Source organism: Streptomyces sp. NPDC048254, assembly GCF_043201895.1.
Lineage (GTDB): Bacteria > Actinomycetota > Actinomycetes > Streptomycetales > Streptomycetaceae > Streptomyces.
In genome coordinates, this window is sequence record NZ_JBICZJ010000008.1 from 340491 (window position 1) to 360264 (window position 19774).

8 protein-coding genes and 3 pseudogenes are annotated in these 19774 nt (G+C 69.8%); 3 read left to right on the forward strand and 8 right to left on the reverse strand.

What is annotated here, in order from left to right; all coding sequences use genetic code 11:
* Positions 1 to 305: 305 nt before the first annotated feature.
* Positions 306 to 848 carry a winged helix-turn-helix domain-containing protein gene (locus ACGFZQ_RS24085; protein ID WP_393842027.1) on the forward strand — a complete coding sequence of 181 codons (543 nt, stop codon included), beginning with the start codon at positions 306 to 308 and terminating at the stop codon, positions 846 to 848.
* Between the two features lie 75 nt (positions 849 to 923).
* Positions 924 to 1373: a transposase gene (locus tag ACGFZQ_RS24090; protein ID WP_393842028.1), complete on the forward strand. Its 450-nt coding sequence runs from the start codon at positions 924 to 926 to the stop codon at positions 1371 to 1373.
* 340 nt (positions 1374 to 1713) lie between these two features.
* Here the strand turns inward: ACGFZQ_RS24090 and ACGFZQ_RS24095 are convergent.
* The 3 genes and pseudogenes from ACGFZQ_RS24095 to ACGFZQ_RS24105 all read right to left on the reverse strand — a co-directional run.
* Positions 1714 to 2457 (reverse strand): annotated as a pseudogene (locus ACGFZQ_RS24095) (ISAzo13 family transposase); the annotation flags it as partial.
* Between the two features lie 18 nt (positions 2458 to 2475).
* Positions 2476 to 3834, reverse strand: a complete 1359-nt coding sequence (locus ACGFZQ_RS24100; protein WP_393842029.1) for an IS4 family transposase — start codon at positions 3832 to 3834, stop codon at positions 2476 to 2478.
* Positions 3835 to 3901: 67 nt separating this feature from the next.
* Positions 3902 to 4085 (reverse strand): annotated as a pseudogene (locus ACGFZQ_RS24105) (ISAzo13 family transposase); the annotation flags it as partial.
* Here ACGFZQ_RS24105 and ACGFZQ_RS24110 point away from each other — a divergent pair.
* A pseudogene (locus ACGFZQ_RS24110) lies at positions 4049 to 4388 on the forward strand (IS5/IS1182 family transposase); the annotation flags it as partial. The pseudogenes ACGFZQ_RS24105 and ACGFZQ_RS24110 overlap by 37 nt on opposite strands.
* 1767 nt (positions 4389 to 6155) lie before the next feature.
* Here the strand turns inward: ACGFZQ_RS24110 and ACGFZQ_RS24115 are convergent.
* The 5 genes from ACGFZQ_RS24115 to ACGFZQ_RS24135 form a co-directional block, all read right to left on the reverse strand.
* Positions 6156 to 6383, reverse strand: a complete 228-nt coding sequence (locus ACGFZQ_RS24115; RefSeq protein WP_393842030.1) for a hypothetical protein — start codon at positions 6381 to 6383, stop codon at positions 6156 to 6158.
* Between the two features lie 169 nt (positions 6384 to 6552).
* A complete protein-coding gene (locus ACGFZQ_RS24120; protein WP_393842031.1) occupies positions 6553 to 9009 on the reverse strand; it encodes an ATP-binding protein in 2457 nt (818 codons plus the stop codon).
* Positions 8990 to 12217: a hypothetical protein gene (locus ACGFZQ_RS24125; protein ID WP_393842032.1), complete on the reverse strand. Its 3228-nt coding sequence runs from the start codon at positions 12215 to 12217 to the stop codon at positions 8990 to 8992. The genes ACGFZQ_RS24120 and ACGFZQ_RS24125 overlap by 20 nt, the downstream gene beginning before the upstream one ends.
* Positions 12201 to 15962, reverse strand: a complete 3762-nt coding sequence (locus ACGFZQ_RS24130) for a DEAD/DEAH box helicase (protein WP_393842033.1) — start codon at positions 15960 to 15962, stop codon at positions 12201 to 12203. The genes ACGFZQ_RS24125 and ACGFZQ_RS24130 overlap by 17 nt, the downstream gene beginning before the upstream one ends.
* On the reverse strand, positions 15959 to 19771 hold the full coding sequence (locus ACGFZQ_RS24135) for a hypothetical protein (protein WP_393842034.1): 3813 nt from the start codon (positions 19769 to 19771) through the stop codon (positions 15959 to 15961). Before ACGFZQ_RS24135 ends, ACGFZQ_RS24130 begins: the two co-directional genes overlap by 4 nt.
* Positions 19772 to 19774: the final 3 nt, after the last annotated feature.

Consider the following 19774-nt stretch of genomic DNA (forward strand, 5'->3'; position numbering starts at 1 on the left):
GCGTGCTGAATGCGGGGCGAGCCGGAGTGGTTCACCGTGCGGACTTCTATGAGCGTTCGGGTGACCGTTCTCCGAATTAGCGTCACTTGGCGCGGCGACCTGAAGCGCGGGCAGTGACGCGGCGGCGATTTATCACATCGGGCAGCTTCATCGCCCGTAAATGCCTAGTTCATCGGGTAGGCGATACGTTGTCGCAATAGTGGCGGATGACGCACTGTCAGTCGCTGATGACACGCATACTCAGGTTGAACTCGTAGAGCCTGCTGGGTCGTGACGGTTCATGGTCCCTGCGATACGACGGGATCATGCGGTACGCACGGAGGGGCGGGTATACGCCCGTCGAGGAGGAGAAGCGGAAGTTGCTGAGGCTGGAGGCGGCCGAGCGGTTCGAGCACGGCGATGAGGCCACCGTGATCGCGGCCGATCTGCGGGTCACGGAGCGGACGGTGCGGCGGTGGCGCAAGGCGTGGCGCGAGGGCGGGATCGCGGCGCTGACGTCGAAGGGGCCGGTGTCACGCGAGCGGCAGTCGGTGCGGGAGTGGGACCGGCTGGAGGCGGAGCTGAAGCGGGGGCCGCTGACACACGGTTTCAGTGACGACCAGCGGTGGACGCTGGGCCGGATCAAGACCTTGACCGGCAGGCTGTTCCACAAGGGCTATACGGTTCACGAGGTGGCCAAGCTGCTGAAGCGGCATGGCTGGTCCTGCCAGGTCCCGGTGCGTCATGCGGTCGAGTTTGACGAGGAGGCCATCGAGACGTGGAAGGACGAGGTGTGGCCGCGGTTAAAAGGACAGCGGCTGACCTGGGCGCCTACATCTGCTCCGAGGACGAGGCGGGCCAGGGACTGAGGCCGCCGAAAGGCCGCACCTGGGCACTGCGCGGAGCACGCCCAGTGGTGCGGGTGCGAGGCCGGGGAAACGGCTGTGTCAACATCGCCGGCGCCGTCTGATACCGGCCCGGCAGCCGCCCGCACTTCCTTCTACCGGCTGCACGTCGGCCACGGCCGCGGGGGCGAGCCGAAGACGTTCGCTCGGCACGAGTACCGCGATCTGATCATCACCGCACACCAGCAGCTCAACGCCCCGCTCGTGTGGTGCTGGGACAACCTCAACGTCCATCTCGCCAAGGAAGTCATCGCCTTCGCCGAAGAGCACGTGGACTGGTTACGGATCTTCCAGATGCCGTCATACGCACCAGAGCTGAACCCCTCGGAAGGTGTGTGGTCACTCCTCAAGCACGCTATCGCCAACTTCGTGGCCACCGATCTCAGCGGCCTCGTCCGTATCGTCAAAAGCAAGCTGAAGAAGATCCAGTTCAGAGCCGACCTGATCGACGGCTGCCTCGCCGGGACCGGCCTGACCATCCAACCCTGACGATCGCTCGGGCAGGCTCTACGAGTTCCAGGGCACCGACGGCGCCGTCCGGGTGCCCCTCCGCAGCCAATGGGAGCGACTCTTCGCAGGTCAGCAGGCCGTCAACCGATGCCACGCGCGCATCTGAGTGCTGGGCGAGCATGCCATGGCACCTTGAAGGGCTGGCATCTTGCTGCGGAAACTCCGCTGCAGCTCGTCCCGCATCACCATGCCTCGTCCAAGCCGTCCTCACTCTGCACCTGACCTGCTCAAACTGAGGTTGGAAAAGTCTCAGGGTCTCGGCGCTGCACTGGGGTGCCGGTTGCTCGACGACGCCCGACGGCTCGGGGCTTGCCTGGAATCAACACGTCGATTTGATCTTGCTTTTGTCGGGGCCGAGGAACCTGGCGATGTCTTCCCACATGCGGAAACGGGCTGTTGATGCGGGCAGGTGAATACCGTGGGCTTCCAGGAGCGGGCGGACGTCTTTCACTGCGCGGCTGATGGTCATGGCGGTGGTGTTGAAGAGCTGGCCCAGGAGGTCCATGGTCGCGAGTTCTCGCAGGAGGAGCGCGGTGACCAGGACCCGGTCGGCTGAGGTGAGCTTGGCTTTGGCACCTGCGCCAGGGGCCACCAGGCGCTCGTGGCCTCGACGTGTGCGGAGCACTTGCTCGCGTTGGACACCCATCGTTGGAGTCAAGGGGTCGATGAGCTCGCTGAGCTGCCGGCGGGTCATCCCGGTCAGTTCCGGGTCCTGGAGCGAACGCCGCATGAGGCGAGTCGGCCTGTCCGCCAGGGCTTCGTCCGGTGTGCTGCCGGTGGTCGCATCGTCCATCGGACGCTGAGGGTGGAGAGTGTAGTTCCAGTCGCCGTGGAAGCGATGGCGGGTGATGGGCAGGGAGGCAATCTCGTCGTCGCTGACGCGGATGCCGGTGGGGTACTCACCGCTGTCGAGTTCGGCATGCACGGTGAGGCCGGTGCGGCTGGTGGTCGCGGCGATGGTCTGGAGCATGACTTCACGGCTGGTCAGGGGCCTGCCGAGCCAGTTCATGGTGATGTGGAAGAACAGCCGGTGCTCGATCTTGTTCCACTTCGATGTGCCGGGCCAATGCCGTTGCTTGAGCTAGTCAACTATTGCCCGATGGAGCGTGATGACCTTGGGGGCGATGCGTCTGGTCGGCTGCCGGTCGCGGGTGTTGATCCGGTAGGAGAGCTTCGAGGAGTACTTCGAGTCCGGCCGTTTGAGGTGCCGGTCTGCCTCGCGCAGGCGCCGGGCGCCGTTGTCGAGCTTCCGGCGGACCTTCGCCGCCAGTACGGCCAGGAACTTCTTGATCTTCATGGGTGTGTCGGCGCACTGACGAACCACGCTGCGCCGGGTGTGCTTGAGGACCTTCACGAACGAGATCCGGTCCGGGTCGATGCCGTTGTCATCGGCGAGGGACATGATGACCCGTGTGAGGCAGTGGTGCACCACCATGTGCGCCCAGACCTCCTGCCGCACCAGTTCCGGGGCCGCCGAGCGTAGGACCTCGGCGGGCCCGCGCTGGAAGGTCTTGATCTGCCGGAATGCTGATTCCGCCTCCCACCTGGCGTGATAGAGCCGGGCCAGCTCCGCCGCCGGATACGCGTCCGGGGCCAGCAGATCCGTCAGCAGCCTGACCACCTCGCCGCCGTCGACGCGGTACTCGACCACCCGCACCGTCACCCCGCCCGGGTGCGAGGCCCGTTGCCCCGCCAGGCTCATCCTCGCCAGGTAGGTGCCGTCGGGCAGGTGCTGCACCGGACGACACGCGACGCAGGAGCGCGCCCGCAGCAGCAGGTGCGCGCCGGCGGCGGTGTAGGTCCTCCACAGATCCACTCCAGGAAAGCCCCGGTCCATGATCACAAGTATCCCGGCGGCCGAGACCGCCATGGCGACGGCCAGGTCGCGTTCGCCGCCGTTGAAGCCACCCACTACCGCGTCGATCTGGGCGTGCGTGCCGCACTCGGTCAGCGTGACCACCCTCACCTGGGGAAACCCCGCGGGCAGGCCGTTCTTGGTCGGACCTCCGAACGCGGCCCGGTTGGCCTTCGTGTCCGGCGCGTCCAAGACGAACCCGTCCACCGCGGCCAGCCGCATCCCCTGGTAGAAGGAAGCTTCCAGGCCGACCGGCGCCAACGGGCCAGCCAGCTCACGGAACAAGGTCTCGAGAACCTGCGGCCCCAAGCGCGTGCGCGCCCGCGCGAACGAGGACTTGTTCGGAACGCTGGCGCTCAACTCCGGCATACTGCCGACCAGTTGCTCGGCGACATCGTCATAGGAGTCATGCTGGAACAGCGCCAGGGCGAGGGTGTAGTAGACCATGAACCCGGCCGGCAGCGCGCCGGGCTTCTTGTCCCGGACCCCGCACCTGCCCAGCACCGCGGCGACCAGTTCCGGAGTCACCCACCGGGTCACCACACCCAGCCGCACCCGATCAGACAACCCCACCCAAGGATGCATGCCGGGCTCAACGACCGCCCCTGCTCCAATGTTACGAACTGTTTGACAAGCTCAAGCAACGGCATTGTGTGCCGGGCGGCAGGTGACACACCGTAATCTCAAGGCCGGTCTCGGCAGCGAGATCGGCGAGTTGGGTCTTCCAGCCGCGGGGTGCGGTAGCCGTTGGATCCCCCGCCGTCGGCGGTGATCGGCAGTCGGCGGGCGCGGGGCTAGTCGTGTCGGCCGCGGGCCTGCCACCAGCGACGGAGTGAACGTGCAGGTAGTGGCCGATCCGGCGGAAAGCTGCTGCAGCTCTCGCCCGCACTGCCCGGCCGCACCCACCGGATCATCTGCATCTGCGAGCGCCAGGGCGCGCCCGTGCTCGCCTACCGCGCCTGCCTGGGCGCCGGTCCATGAGTTACCACCGGTCAGGCGCCCACCCGGCCGCGAACCCAGCGTTCTCGGTCAACCGCGCACTCTCCGCAGCACTGGCACCGGTGGAGCGAGGCGTGGCCAGCCTGAAGTCCTGGCGCATCTTCCGTAAAGCCCGGTACAGCCCGAACCGAATGTCGTAAATCACTGCCGCCGTCCTCACCCTGGAGCGTCAGCGCTGAAGAACCTCAGTGTTAGCACGGCACCCAGGACCCGCTTTCGGGGGATTCTTAGGCCGGGGTCCAGTCGTATCGGCGGGGCGCCGGGGGGTGTCGGTCAGCTCTCCTTCGGGACGCAGTTTCCGCGCCGAGCGGACTCGCTGCTCCGCCTCTCGAAGGCATACAAATTAATCCGCTGAACGAACGGATCCCAAGCGAACGGGATCAGCCTGCCCGGCGGAATGCATGGAACCAGCACCGCTTACGGTGGCGATGACCGGTACATCGATGTTGTCCTGCGCAACTTCCTCGACGAACGGGCCGGCAATGGAGACGGGTGGCGGACGGTACTCGCGCTGACGCGTTGAACCGCGGGAAGACGCGCACGGCGAGCCAGGTGGTGCGTTTGTTGCTGTCGATCAACGCACGATTTCGGGCGACAGCGTGCAGCCGTCTGCTCGTGCAGCGTGGGATACAACTCGACTCCGAATGTGTTCGTCCGGGGTCGCTCGATCGCCGACACCAGAAGGCTCATGCCACGAACGCTGTACTCGGTACCGTTGACCGTGCGCGCGATGGCCAGGATCTCGTCGATCGGGACGTAAGGCACGTCGACAATTTCAGGTAGTCCAGGGTCTCCGCATCGCTGTCCATGAGTTCGGCCAAGACGTCCTCAACCTTCAACTCGGCCCGGTTCGGAGCGTCACGTGATTACCTCAACGACAAGTCCCTGACTGCTGCGGCCCTCATGACGAGCCCGCTCGGTGAGCTTCGTATCAAGGTCGTCGGAGAGCCGGAGTGTCATCGCCATGCAGGAGCGATACGAGGTCGGTATCAGAGTGGCGCGGTCGAGCCACGTTCTCAGCTCCAAGGAACGTGGGCCGGGTGGTCGCTCGCACCGCCACTGCAGAGCATCAGAGACGTCCGCTTCGAGCGTCAGCCGAGCGTCAAGAATCTCCGAAAGAACCTCCGAAGGCGTCGCCGATACAAACGCATCGCTCACGAATCCGCAGTTCAGGGGTCTCAAAAATCGATCCGCCCGCTCGAACCGCTCCCAGGAGGGAAACAGGTCGAGCAACCCACCCGCACAGTAAAATCGCAGGTCAGACGCCCTTGGCCGCTGGCTCCAAAATCGCCACGCACTCCACGTGCGAGGTCATCGGAAAGATGTCGACCTGAACGGATCCCAGAAAATCCCTGGTCAGAGCCGGTTTCTCGGCTCATCGTCCATCCTGCAGGCACCCAGAGCGTCAAACGAGCGTCACGGCCGAGAGTTCGTCCTGCTCAGGACTGAGCAGGCTGCGGCAACCAGCTCACCCAGGCATCCTCCCCCGTTCGCTCCGGACACCAACTCGCACATCATGCCCCTCACAACGTCACCAGCCGCCATTATGGAGTCATGCTCTCCAGCCCACAGCGCCCCACACCGAGGGACGTCTCAGGCATGGACGCCGAGGATCTCGCGCTGTATCGAGAGAGGTTCCGCCGCCGTCTGCCGGAGTCGCTGGACGAGCTGCGCGGGCGACCCATGGTGTCGTGGATCTGCCGCTTCACATGGCCCGGTACGGGGTGGCCTCGTACGACCTGGGCAAGCCTCGCCAGCGTATGGGCATGTACCGCACCGTCCGGCACGAGGGCCTACGCGATGACCTGTCACGTTACCTTGGCCAAGATCTGCTCCTCCAACTGTGGCCAGTGCTGCACACCCTCGTCGGCCGCACCGTGCGCCCAGTATGGGAGATGCTTCCCAGCTCACTTCACGCACCGGGCAGCCGCATGACAGGCATGCCGGAGCTGCACACGCGGCTTCAGGCCGACGTGATCGCCCGCGGCTCGCCGCACTTCCTGGTCCTCGCCGGCGGATACATCGTGCGGGCGCACCGCCTCGTCAACTCTGCGGCGGCCGAAGAGTATGCAGCCGGTCGTGTCGTCCATCTGCCACCGCGCGGGGTTTTCGCCTGGCCTCATCTCGTCCGCCACCGCGCACCCCTTCCGCTGTGCTCCACCACGGAACACTCCTCCGCAGCCCGGCGCCCCCCACCGCCCACGTACGAACCCGATCCCCCCAGCGCAGCGTCCCTGCGCACAACGACCCGATGTCTCCCGGCGCACCGGTTAGTGACCTGCGGCGTTACACCACAGCAACCTGTCAATCGGGATGTCCGGCTAGCGGCAGTACGACGCTGAAATGCGCGCCCCTGAGCGTCGAAGGTGCAGTGTCCGAAGGCAACGCACTGATGCCCGCGAAGTCCGGTCTGACCATCTGCAAGATCCTCATGACGCGGGACAGGCCGGCGCCGCGGCCTGTCCCGCGCGTGGAGTACCCCTCGCGGAACACGGTGCGTTCCCGGCCGCGTACATCGGCAGCGAAGCCCGGGCCGCTGTCCCGGACATCGACGACGGCGTCGTACGCCTGCAGGCCGACGTCGATCCTGATCGTGCCGCCTTGCCGGGAGGACAGCGCCTCGGCCGCGTTGTCGAGGAGTTCGTGGAACACGACCCGAAGGGCGTCGTCGGCGACCGCGACCCGGGTGTTCTCGGGACAGCGCACGTCGACATGCACCTCGGGGAAAACGGAGCGCAGTTCCGTGGTCAGGACCGCCAGCACGGTGTCCAGCGCGGCCGTGCCGACGGGGACGACGGGGTCGGACGAGGCCGTCTCGGCGAGCACGGTGCGGGCGCGGTCGAGGAGTTCCCCCGCTTCCGCGCCCTCCGCCCCGGCCAGCTCCTGGAAGGCCGCGTAGGACGGGGTCAGCAGGTGGCGGTGGGCGGGCCAGCCCGTCAGCAGCGCGACTTCCGGGGCGACGACGGATTCGGCGGCTGGGGCGGCGGGCTCCGCGGGAAGCCGTTCGACGGCCGTGGCCAGTTCCGCCTCGGCTCGCTGCCGCAGCCGTCGTTCCAGAGCGGAGTTCCGCAGCGTCAGCTCCCCCTCAGCGGTCCGTACGAGGGTTCCGTTGGCCAGAAGGGTCTCGGTGCCGGCGGCGATCGCGGCGTCGACGTTCCGGCCGCCCGCGACCGCCTCCGTGATGACGGACATGTCCTCCTCCGTCACGCTGCCGTCGGGTCCCGCGACGACCAGCGCGGCCCACAACGCCGCCTCGGACCGCGTATCCGTACAGCGGCCGAGCAGTTCACCCTCCAGCGCCCCGACGAGCTCGGGGTGGTCCTCCCAGGCGTCGACCCGGCGGGACCCGGACACCGGGCCGGGCCACCCGCAGCCCGGTCTCACCACCGCGCGCAGCATGACGAGCAGTAGTCCGGGGTCCATCCCCGTGCACCCGGCCATGGCGTCGGCCGCGACCGCGTCGCCGGCCCCCGTCAGGTCGAGAATCCAGCGAAGCGTCTGCCAGGCGGCGTCCCGGTCGGTGGCCAGGACGCGCCGGAAGTCCTGGACCGTCGAGCCCGTCAGCGCGTCGAGTGGCCATTGCCGGGCGATCAGCCGCAGCAGCAGTACGGCACGCCGCTCCCGCACGGTGGCCAGCCGCAGCAGATCGCGCAGCGTGACCACCGCCACATGAGCGCGGCCCAGATAGCCAGAGGGTTCGAGGTCCGGGCCCAGCGCCAGCCAGAGCCTGCTGTTGGCGGAGTGGCCGGTGAGATCCGCGGGGATCTCCCGTACGTCGGGGCGCGCGATGAAGAGATCGATCCGCCCGGAGGTGTGGAAGCGGCGCAGCGGCTCCTCAGTGAAGAGCCCGTCCAGCGAGGTGACGAAACCGTCGCCGTCCGGACGGCGGTCGGCCCGGGGCTCCGTGCCACCTCCGCAGAGGGCCGTGGCCAGCGCGGCGGCGAAGCGCACCGCGGAGCTCTCGTGGTTGTGCTCAAGCCCGGCGTAGGCGTCGAGCAGTTCCCGGCCGTGCTGATCGGCCGGCTTCCAGCGGGCGAACCCCGCCTCCCGTTGTGCGGTCTCGTCACGAATCAGGTCCAGGACCCGTTGCGGAGTCAGCTCGCGCCAGTCCCCCGGCCACAGCGGGGGTACGGCCTCGGGGAACAGAGCGGTGGCGGGCTCGTGGGCAAGACGGGAGCGGACGATCCTCAACTGGCCTGCCTTGAGCAGGGCTTCGAGGTCGGCGGCCGCCCCGTGGGGCTCCTGCGCGTCGCTCTCCCCGCCGGTCGACCTGGCGGCGATCCGGGCACGCAGCATCTCGGTCTCGGCGTCGACGATCCGGTCGATGTGCCCGGTCCGGTCCTTCAGCAGCAGAGTGGCTTCCGGTTGCCGTCGGCGGGCGGCGGCGGCGAACTCGTCCACCTCGTCCGGTCCCATCTCCAGGCCCGCCTCCTGCGCGCGGCGCATCAGCTCCCCGCCCTCCAGCCGGGCGGCCTCGTCGGCCCGGTCACGGGCGGCCAGCAACGCGGCCCACCGCTGCCCGGACGGGTCGTCCAGCCCCGCGCACTCCAGGAGCATCGCCTCCGCGGCGGTGAACTCGCCGTCGTGGACCAGGCGTTCGTACACCTCGGCGGGCTCCCGGCCACCGAACCCGTCCAGGATGTCGTCGCCCAGTGCCTCGCGGTCCGGGTCGGCGGTTCCGTCTGCCAGCGCGAGCAGCACGGCCCGGTGGCGGAAGCGGCCCGGCCAGGTGGCCAGCAAGTCACGCAGCGGGGTGGTCATGGGGCTCCTTCCGGGACCTGCTCAGCAGCCGCAGCTGCTTGAGCAGGGCCAGGGCCGGCATACGGTACGGATCGCCGAGGGCGTCCGCCTCGCTGAAGAGCTGGTTCCAGTGCTGCGCGACGAAGACGGCGAGGGGAAGGTGATCCGCTGAAACGGGCCCCTTGGCGCTGTCCCGGTCCGCGAACTCGGCCGTGTCCCGGATCAGCATGCGGGCGTCGTCCACCATGATGTCGATCCGCTCGGCGTAGTTGAGATGCCGACTCCACTGGATCTGCTGCCGTTTGCGCGGGCCCGGGAGCCGCGGCATATCGGCGACGATCTTATCGACGTACTCCCTGATGTCCCGGTCCGGCAGCAGGGTGGCCAGCTCCTCGCGTCCGCTCTCCGTGCCCCCGCCCGCGAGCCCCACGGTGATCATCGTGTCCAGGAAACCGCCCGCCTCGCACAGGGTTTCGTGGACATACCGCCCCGAGGCGAAGCCGAAGCTCTGGCGGGACGCCGTGAAATTCTGGGCGCGCTCGGCGAGTTCCTGCCACCGCTTGGTGATCCGGTCGGCCTGCGAGGAGTGCTCCGCCTCACCCTCCAGCAAGTGCAGCGGAAGTGCCGTCAGGGCGATCTGGTGGTACGCCACGGTCAGTTCGGCGAGCTCCGACCAGGTCGGCGGAATCCCGTCCAGGCCGCCCCCGTCGGCACCCGCCAGTTCGGTGTAGGCGAAGACGCCGGTCTCGCCGCCGCGCAGCAGCAGCTCGGCGATCGTGCCGACCAGGGCGACGGCCCGTTCCTGCGGCGAACCGGTGAGCAGTTCGGCGATCGCGTAGAACAACAGCTCGCCGGTGGGTCCGTGTTCCACGGGTACCGCGGCGGCGGTCAGCGCCGGGGACAAGGCGGCCGCCGTTCCGATCCGGGGAGCCAGCAGGCTCGCCTCCAGGAACGCGTTCCGGCGCCAGGCATCCTTGAGCAGCCAGTTCGCCCAGGTGTCCCAGTCGGGGCCGGGAGCAGGGTGTTCGCGCAGGGTTCTGGCGATCTCGGCGCGCAGGGTCTCGGGTGGGCACGCCGGATCCTCAGCACGTGCTTCGAGGATCTTCCAGGGGAGGCGCGCCGCGGTGCCGGTGTCCGTGGCCACGGCCTGTTCCTCGGGACGAGACGCTGCGGCCGGCTGGGCAGGGGCGGGGAGGGCTTCCCAGTCGGCGATGCCGAGGGTGCGGGTGAAGGCGACGGCGAAGTCGGCGCCGAGGACGTGCAGGCCGACGTGTCCGCTGTGCGAGGACGCCGCCGAGCGTGCCGTCGGCCGGTCGAGCGGGGAGTAGCTGCCGGTCAGAACCTCGTGGTCGCTGACGATCGCGCGAACCTCCGCGCGCCCCTCGCGGTAGGTCCGCCGCCGTCGGAGGTCCGCGAGGAGATGGTCGTACTGTCCGGGTTCGGACAGCGGAGCCGGCAGCGCGGGGTGGTGGAGGTGGAGCACCGCGCCGGCGTCGAGCCGCAGGCGCAGACGGCGGGCGAGGAAGTCTCCGCAGACGATGCGGTCGGCGCGGTCGTCGGTGATGGCGAGCCGGTTCGTCGTTCCGCCGAGGGCCTGATGGACGGCGTCCCGGTAGTCGGCGTCGTCGGTCATGCGGACGACCGGGGCGCCGTCCCGGAGGGCGGCGACCGCACCGACCAGCCGAGCGTGGACGTCCTCCCACTCGGCGGTCCACACGACGCGCGCGGCGACCTGGTCGTCCCGCCAGCCGTCGGCCAGGGTGGGGAGCCGGCCCGGCGGTACGAGGCCGGGGGCGGCAGCGGTCTCCCGGGTCCGGCCGAAGTCCTCGTGCCGGAAGGCGATGCGCCGGCTGTCCGAGCGGTACGGGTAGACCCGCCGGGCCCACAGCAACAGGTCGACGACGCAGCGGGCCGGTCCCGGCGTGTCCGGGGCGGCCTGGACAAGGACGCTGCCGCCCGGGTCGAAATCGAGGACACTGCGAGTGCCGACGAAGGCCCGCTCGTCGTCCTGGATCAGGACGCAGGCCCGGGTACGAGAGCTGCGGTTGGCGAGCAGGACCTGTTCCGGGTGCCGCGCCTGCAGATCGTAGAGCGCGGTGGAGACTTTGGCGGGCAGGGTGGCCGTCGGATCGGTACCCCAGAGGAAGACCAGGGTGACCCCGCGGGCCAACGCGGCTTCCAGCTCGGGAAACACGTCGTTCAGCGCCGAGTAGTCGATGGTCGGAACGGACAGGACCAGTTGGTGCCGGGCCCGGCGGATGAGCTCGCCGCGCCACCAGGTCACGTCCTCCCCCGCCGCGACGGGTGTGGCCGCGGCCCGGAAGTCGGCGAGCTGGTCGACGCGTTCGGCGAGCCGTCCGGCGGCCTCCGTCAGCTCGTCGTTGTCCGCCTCCATCGTGGCCGGGTCCGCGGTGCCGGTCCGCGCCACCAGGGCGGTGAGCCGGTCGGCGAGATGACCGAGGTCGATGCGTTCGGGGTCCGCGGGCTCCGCCTTGTTCCGCAGGGAGGTGACGAAGGGGTCGTTCGGGCTCTGCTCGGCGAGTGCCGCGATCTGACTGCGGAACCGGTCCCTGGCCTGGCGGTTCCAGCCGGAGGTGTCCGAGAGGGACACGGCGAGCCGCCCGGTCTCGGGGTCGATCTGGACGGTGCCGCTCACGGAGAGCCAGCGGACGCCGCCGTCGGTGCTGATCAGCGGGTTACCGAAGGAGACGTCGAGGATGTTGCTGCGCAGTCCCCTGGTGCGCTGCTCGTGCCGGATGGTGGCGCGCACCGCGCGCAGCAGTTCACCGCGCGGCAGGTCGTCCGCACCGACACCCTGGCTGATCGGGACCTCCACGCTGTCCACGGGCGCCTTGAGCAGGGACCGTTCGAAGACGAACACGCTCCCGGTCATCGGCTCGAAGACGAACTGGCGCTGCTCCGTCTGTGTCGAGGCGTCCTGCAGGCCGTCGCCCGCCGCGAGGAGATCCTTGGCGGTCTCGGTGAGTTCCAGGAAGCCGTAGGAGAAGTCGATGGACACATAGCCCTTGGTCCACAGGCCGTGGATCACGTCCAGCATCACCCGGTGGGGCAGCGAGAACAACTGGGCCAGCTCTTGGACGGTGCGTCGGCCGGCGACGACGCCGCGTGCGACAAGACCTTCCAAAGTGGTCGTCCCCGCTTCGGGGCCGAGCACCAGGTTGAGGGTCACGACCTGGCAGGGCACCGCGATGTCAATGGTCTGGGCCATCAGTCGCCTCCTCCTGTGTCCCGAGGTACGCGGGCGCGGGCTTGATCGCGTCGTGGCTCCGGAACACGTCGATGACGGTCCGCCAGTCCTCCCCGCCGTGCTTCTCGAAGTGCCGCAGATCCCCGACCACAACGAGGAGCTGTACGGCTCGCGAGAGCATGACGTTGATCAGCTCCGCCTGGGCGACGTGGCCCACGTTCTGCCGCGGGTGGGGGCCCTGTTCGACGGAGCGCACCAGGGAGACGACGACGATGTCCGCCTCCTGCCCCTGGAAGGAGTGCACCGTGTGCACCTTGTCCTCGATCCCCCGTTCGGCCAGGCACTTGCGCAGCAGTTTCTGCTGCTGAATGTACGGGGTGAGCAGGGCGAGGTCGCCCGGGTCAGGCCGTTGTTCGCGCAGAGTGACGACCAGATCTCGGACCAGCGCGGCCTCGCCCCCGTTGCTCCAGTGCGGCTGGTCCCGGCAGCCGTCTCGCTGGGAGGTGTCCAGCCAGACGAGCGGCGCGTTCTGGAGGTACGACGGTCGGCTGAGGCCGTGGAGCATCTCGGCCTCGGTTGACGGGGATTCGAGGAAGCTGACGGGCAGGCCCGTGTCGTCCCGTTCGACACCGCCGTCCTTTTTCCTCTTCTGGTAGAAGGTACGCCCGACCGTTTCGGCGATCGACGGGTGCATTCGGAACTGGCTCACGAGCCGATTGAGGGGCCGGTGTTCGGCCGTGGGCGAGGGCCGGACGACGCGGGTGACGCTCATCCGTGCCCCCGCGTCGGCGCCTTCCTGGTCCTCCTCGTCGGCGCTGTCCCCCGTCACATCCGCGAACAGCGAGCCGAAGAGCTCCAGATGACGGAGGTAACGGTCTGTGGCCTGCACATGGCGCATGATCTCGTCGCTCCTGTTCGACTTCAGTCGGTCCAGGAAGCCGGCGAGATCCGTCGCGCGGTGCGGGCCGAGCTGCCGGTGGTCGCCGATCAGGGTCCAGCGAACGCCGAGGGCGAGCGGCATGATGATCTCGGTGGGCCACGCCTTGGCCGCCTCCTCAATGATCACCCAGTCGAAGACGTCGGTCGCGTCACGGATGTCGTCGTTCAGGGTGCCCGCGATCGAGCAGGTCGCGAGCACGATGTTGGCGCCGGCCTTGATCCGGTCCGAGACCTCCACGTCGTTGCCCTCCACGACCCGTGCCCACTCGTCCCTCAGATGCTGCTCCGTCGGGCTGAGGACGGGGCCGCCCTCCTCGGGGTCGGTGGTGCCGTGCGCCGCCTCGACGATCTTCTCCCTCAGTCGCTGCGTGAGCGTGGTCAGGGTGTGATTCCGCAGGACGGGCGGAAGCTGGTCGTCGCTGCGGCTGTCCTGGAGTTCCCGGAGCAGCAGCACCTTCCCTTCCGCGATCTCCTTCTTCAGCCGCTCGGCCAGACGGACACCGAGGCTGTCGAGGGCGTGGTTGGACTGGGCACTCACCAGCACCCGTCCTCCCGGCTCGGCATCCAGGTACTCCTGGACCGCGTGGGTGGCGACCGTGGTCTTGCCGGTGCCGGGTGGTCCCTGCAAGGCGTAGAAGGGGTGGTAGTCCAGCATCTCGTTGATGATCTGCGGGGCGTTGCCCTTGAGGCGCTTTATCCGTTCCTCGCCCTCGTGGCTCCACCGGCCTCGGCTGAGCCGGATCGAGGACGGACTGTGCAACGCGCGCATCAACCCGTGCCGCTGCCGCAGCGCCTCGATCCCCCGTGCCATGCGGCGCAATTGGATGTCGGTGCCGCGGTCGCCCGACGGGCGGACCCACCCTCGCTCGGGGAGGGTCTGACCGCCCGGCGCCGTGACCGTGATCGAGTCCTCGTCCTCCTTGCGCTCGATCCTGACCTCGACGGAGTCGCGGCCGAAGTAGGGTTTGCCGCCATCGTCGCGTACGACGGTGAGCGTGCCCCCGCCCTCTTCGTGGAGCAGCGCGGCGGCGAAGTCCCCGAGGGACGGACGGCGCACGCGATCCCCTGCGTACGCGGTGAGCAGCGGCGATTCGTTGATGCGTTTACGGTCGCGCTTGAGGTCGTGCTCCAGCACGTAGCTTGTGCCGGAGTGGGCGCCCTCCGGCAGCCGGTAGGCGTACTGGCGGGCGCGGTAGATGACTCCCTGATACTCCATCATGAAGCGCATGGACTGGAGAAGTTCCTTGTTCTCCGGGTCCGCGGGCGCACTCGCGGCCCTGACGGCTTCGGTGATCGGCACCCAGAGGGGCCGGTCATCGTGCACGTCGTCGCCAAAGTCCTGCCCGATCTTGTACGGCACGAGGTCGAGACGGCCGACACGGCGGCGCGGCCGGGCGGCGAGGACCTCCGGGGCGAACCTCCGGTCCACGAGGTACTTGATGACCAGGGTGTCCTCGTGGGTCTTCTTGATCTCTCCGGTGAGCTTCTCGTCATAGAGGAAGGCGCAGAACCAGACGGCCCGTTCTCCGATCAGCACCCACTCGGCCTGGGCGAGCCGCTCCTCCCGGCCGGTGTACACGTATCCCTTGGCGCCGCCGGGCACCCAGACCAGCTCAGCCTGCCGCAACTCCCTTTCCAGAAAGGCTTGCAGTTCCTCTCGGCCGGCCGTCTCGATGGGGCTGCGCGAGATCCAGCGGCGCTGGCGGTAGATGGTGTCGACGGACTGCTCGGGCATGAAGGCGACGAGATAAGGCCGTTCGGTCTCCTGGTGCCGGGACCACACCGAGCTGATGGGTTCCCAGTTCTCCTCCAGCGCCCGGGCCGCCTCGAACGAGGAGCACCGGCCGCGGGGGTCGGGATCGAGCATATCGAGCAGCACCTGCCGCAGTTCGCGGGGCACCCGGACGGCGGTGTGTACGTTCAGGTGCTGGCGCATACGAGCGTGCAGTTCCCGCAGCGCGTCCGGCAGTTCCGGCGGGGCGGCCGCGGCCACCGCGGCGTACGCCTCCGGAAGGGTCGTGGCCAGCGGGCCGCAGAACAGCTCCCAGCCGAACACCCCGAGCCCGAAGACATCGGTACTGGCCCAGTCCCGGCGCGGCGGCGCGTTGTCAGAGAACAGCGACGGCCATGTCTCGGGCGCGAGGTACGCGAGGTGGTGGGCGGGCGCGATGCCGTCGTGCGCCTCCAGGTACAGGTCGGTGACCATGCTGCGGTAGTCGCTGTCCCGGGTCGGCGCGTACATCGACTGGACGAGGTTGCCGAGCAGGGCGCTCATCTCGAAGCGGCCCAGCGCGAAGGAGTAGCGGTCCTCCTGATCGGTGCGGCGGATCGTGATCGCGGCGAGCGTCACATTGCGGTGCAAGATGCGAGCGCCGTGCAGCTGGCTGAGGGCGTCGACGAGCAGGGTGTACTGGTCGAACACCACGTCCCGGTTGCCTTCCACCCAGCCGGGGAAGTCGCCCTCGTGCCACTCCTCGCTGACCCGGCTGCCCTCCTGGCGGGTGAGGGTGAAGGCCGCGCCGAGGCCCTCGTCGTACCTCCCGTCGACGAATTCGGGCAGCGCGGGGTGTCCGAGTGCCTGGAGGCGCAGCAGGCTGCGCACCTCGTGCTCCCACAGCTCACCGACGATGCTCGTGAGCTTCCGGAACACGCACACGTCGTAGCGTTCTGGGTCGCCGGGCCGGCCGAGGGTGGCCCGGATCATGCGACCGCCCGCGACGGCGACCGCGGCGCCGTGACGGACGTACGGGCCGAAGGGGGCTCCGTCGCCGGTGAAGAGCGAGTCGAGGACTTCCTCGGGGGTCTCGTCGTCGAGTTCCGTGATCATGACTCCGTCTCCCCTTGTCCAGCCGGGCGTCGGCGGAGGGCCTCCACCACGATCACCCCGTCATCCAGCGCCAGCGCGGTGCGCCGACGGTCGAGTACGGCCCAGTCCCGCAACCGGGCACCCAGCTTGTCCGGCAGTTCGGGCAGCGTCCCGGGCAGCGGCGCCGGCCTGTCGTTCCCGGTGGCCCGGTCGGCGCCGTCGGCCGCGGAGCACACCCGCCGGGTGCCGTCACGCAGCCCGAGCAGCAGCAGCTCTTCGCCATCGGGCCCCAGCGCGCGGTCGACGCTCGTCACTCCGGTGAGCGCCCGGTCCGCCGGGCCGCCGGGGTCCGGCGTCCCGTCCAGGCCGTCGGCTTCGCTCGGCCCCGCCGCTCCCGCCGGGGCGCCGGAGGTGTGCGGGCTCCAGAGCCGTACGGCGCTGTCGCGTCTCGCGGCGGTGGCGGGCAGCGGCACCCGGGTGGGCCCGGTGACGGGCAGTATCCGAACCGTAGGCGCCGACGCTCCCTCGCGGAGCACCCCGGTGCGGGTGCGGGTGCGGGGGTCCCACAGGTACAGCGAGCCGTCCCGGGCCGCCGTCACCAGCCGGGTGCCGCCCCCCGTCCCGGTGATCGCGCCGATGGCGGTCAGCGCGCTGTCGCCGGTATGCAGGGGTTCGCCGTCCTGTGCGAGGCCGTCGTCGGTGAGAGTCCAGAAGGTCACTTCCGCCGCGGCCTTCGCGTCGCCCGCCGCGGCCTCGGTGTGCGCGGAGGCGAACCGTACGACGCCGGGCGCGCCGGGCAGCACGGCGAGGGCGGTCGGGGGCGTGGCGGGGCGGCCGGAGACGAGGCTCCGCGGCGCTTCTCCCGAGGCGTCCCAGACCTTGACGTAGCCGCCCTCGTCGACGGTGACCAGCCGTCGCTGTGCCACGGAGACGACGCCGTGCACGCGTCCGGCCGGCTCGGCGCCGGAGCGTGGCCTGTCCGTCGGCCGGGTGAAGTCCCACAGAGCGACGTAGCCCTGCGTGCCGGTCAGCGCGAGCCGTGGCCCGGGCACGGCGGCCATGCCGGTGAGGATGGTGGGCACATCGGTCTCGGCGTGGACGGCGGGGGTGTCGCCCAGGTCCCAGATCCGTACCCTCCGGTCGTTGTGGGCGACGGCGAGCCGGGGGCCGTGGCCGCCGCCGGGCGGAAGGGCGGCCATGGCCAGAAGGCTGCTCCGCAGCGGTGCGGGCAGCGCCGCGACCGGCGCGTGCCCGGCCCACGGCTCCCACAGCAATACGGTGCCGTCCTCCGCGCCGCTCGCGAGCACGGTGGTCTCCGCGTCCCAGGTCACCAGTTCCTTCACGGGCCGGACATGGCCATCGAGCGGCAGGTGCGGGAAGTGCCGCGCCATCCGGCTCCAGCAGACCCGCCACGCGGCGTCCGGTCCGGCCTCGGTGTGCTCGCCGGTGATGCGGGCGGCGCCGAGCTGGCGGAGGCCCGGTCGGTCACCGGGCGACGCCGATCGGATGAGGTGGGCCGAGGCCACGGTGCCGAGCACACCGCCGGGCAGCCGTCCGGCGTTCCCGGCCTCGGAGGTCAGCGACATCCCGCCGGAGAGGACGTCCCCGGCCAGGGCAGGCACGTCGATCCGGTCCAGGACTCGGGGGCACCCGGCCAGTTCCCGCCAGCCGTCGGGTCCGGCCTCGGCCGCGTACGCCGACAGGTGCCGGGCGAGGTGGCCGGGCAGCGGGACGTCGGGGGCGGCCTCGACCCGGTCCGCTGCGAGGGCCACGAGCGCGCGCAGGACGGCCGCCCGCTCGTGCGGGCCCGACCGTTCCAGGAACTTGTCCGCGAAGGTGCGGTGCGCGAGCCGGTAGACGGTGTGGCCGTCCTCGCCGTCGAGGAGTACGTACGCGGCGGCGCGGTGGAGCAGGCGGGCGATGTCGGCGTCGGCGGGGGCGACCCCGCCGGGGTCGAGGGCGCCGGCAACGGTGGCCCACAGCTGGCCGGCGCGTGGCAGGCCGCGGCCCTGAGCGTGGGCGAGCGCGGCCAGCAGCGGAGTGGCCTGCGGAAAACCTTCGGCGATCCTTCCCACGGCGGAGTTGAACAGGCCCCGCTGGTCGTGGGCGAGCAGCCGGTGGAGATCGGCCAGTCGCTCCGGTCGGAGCAGCTCGGGGCTCTGCTGGATCTCCTGGACGACGAGTGAGGCCTGGAGGAACTCCCAGTCCCCGCTCTCGACCCGCTCCCGCACGATGTCGGCGACCCCGTCGACGGCCTCGGCGGACAGCCCTCCGGGCGTGCCGCGCAGACTGCGGGTCACATAGCGGTGCACGGCCTCGGCGTCGCGCTCCAGGGCGTGCACCTGGGCATGGCCGGTGTCGCGCCCGAGCGCGTCGAGCAGTTCCTCCGAGGCCGCGCGCGTGCCGCGTCCGGAAGGCAGGACCGGGTCGGCGCCGGGCGTCTGCCCTTCCGGGGCGCGGCTCACCTCACCGGGCGGCCTGTGCCCGACGACGGGCGTAGGTGCGGTGGGCCGGGTGCCGACGATCAGGCGTACGCCGGTCAGCGGAGCCAGTTCCCTCAACAGGCCGGCGACGAGGACGGGTTCGCGGGCCTCGTCGAGTGCGTCGGCCATGATCACGGTACTAGCCCGGGCCTCCACGGCCTTGCGTAGGGCGGCGATCCGCTCCTGGAGGGCGAGTCCCGGCTCGGCGGGGGCGACGCCCAGCAGCGTCGTAAGCCTGCCGACCACGTCGTCCAGGGTGGAGCCGGCGAGGTGGAGAACGGCGTCGACGGCGGGGAGCGCGAGGTCCGGATCGAGTCGGTCCGCGAACCCCGCCGCGTGGAGCTCCTCGCCGACGGCGGGGTACGCGTGCACCATCAGATTGCCGAGCAGCGCCGACTTCCCCGCACCGGGTGCGCCGGTGACGATCAGCATGCCCGGCGTGTGCGGGTCGGCGGCCCAGCGGGCGACACCGCGGCGGTCGGCCGCCCGGCCCGTGAACCCCCAGGTAAGTTCAGTGAATCCGCTGCAGACGCCACTGCGTAGGAAGTGCGCCAGCGCGCTGTCCGTCTGAGTGTCGAGGAGCCGGTGGAGCCGGTCGTAGTCCTCCACGGTGGCGGTCACCGGCAGCGGGTGTGCCGTCCTCGGCCGCAATGGGAGTTGCCTGCTGCACCCGATGGCACGGGCGTACACCCCATCGTGCGCGTTGAGGCGGTGCGCGAGTTCTCCGGGCTCGATGTCCCTGTCGTGGTCCGTGAAACCGTCGAGGACCTCGGCCATCTTCTCGCGGAAGGTGCCCAGGTGTCCGGGACCGAGATGCTGGCCGGATCCGACCAGCAGCAGGGCCAGTTCCTTCTCCGCAGTGGCGCCGACGGCGGTGAGTTCCTCGGCGACCCGGTCGACGAAACCCCCGGATCCGCAGGCTTCGACGACCACGAAGGCCCAGTGCGGTGCCACGCGTCGGCTCGCCTCGTCATGGAGGTGCCACGCGAGGGTCTGTGGGACGACGCGGGCCGCGCGAGTGTTCTCGGGGTTCCCCGGTACGAGCAGGCCGGCCTGTTTGTGCTTCCCCTTGCCGTGCCCGATCCACAGCAGGACCGAGGTACGTTCGCCTCCCGATGACGCCCAGTAGGCGAGCCGCTCCTCGACCGTGTTCAGGTCCCACGTCACGGCCTCTGGGACGCCCGGTGCGGCGACCGCCCCAAGGCGGCCGAGGAGCGCCAGGATCGCGGCGGCCTCCTTGGTGGCGTCGACGTGCGTCTGGTCGTGCACGTCGTCGAAGGCGAGTGCGTGGACGGGTAACTCGTCCACGTACTCGGCTCCGTAGAGGTCTGTCTCCCCCGCGTTCATGTG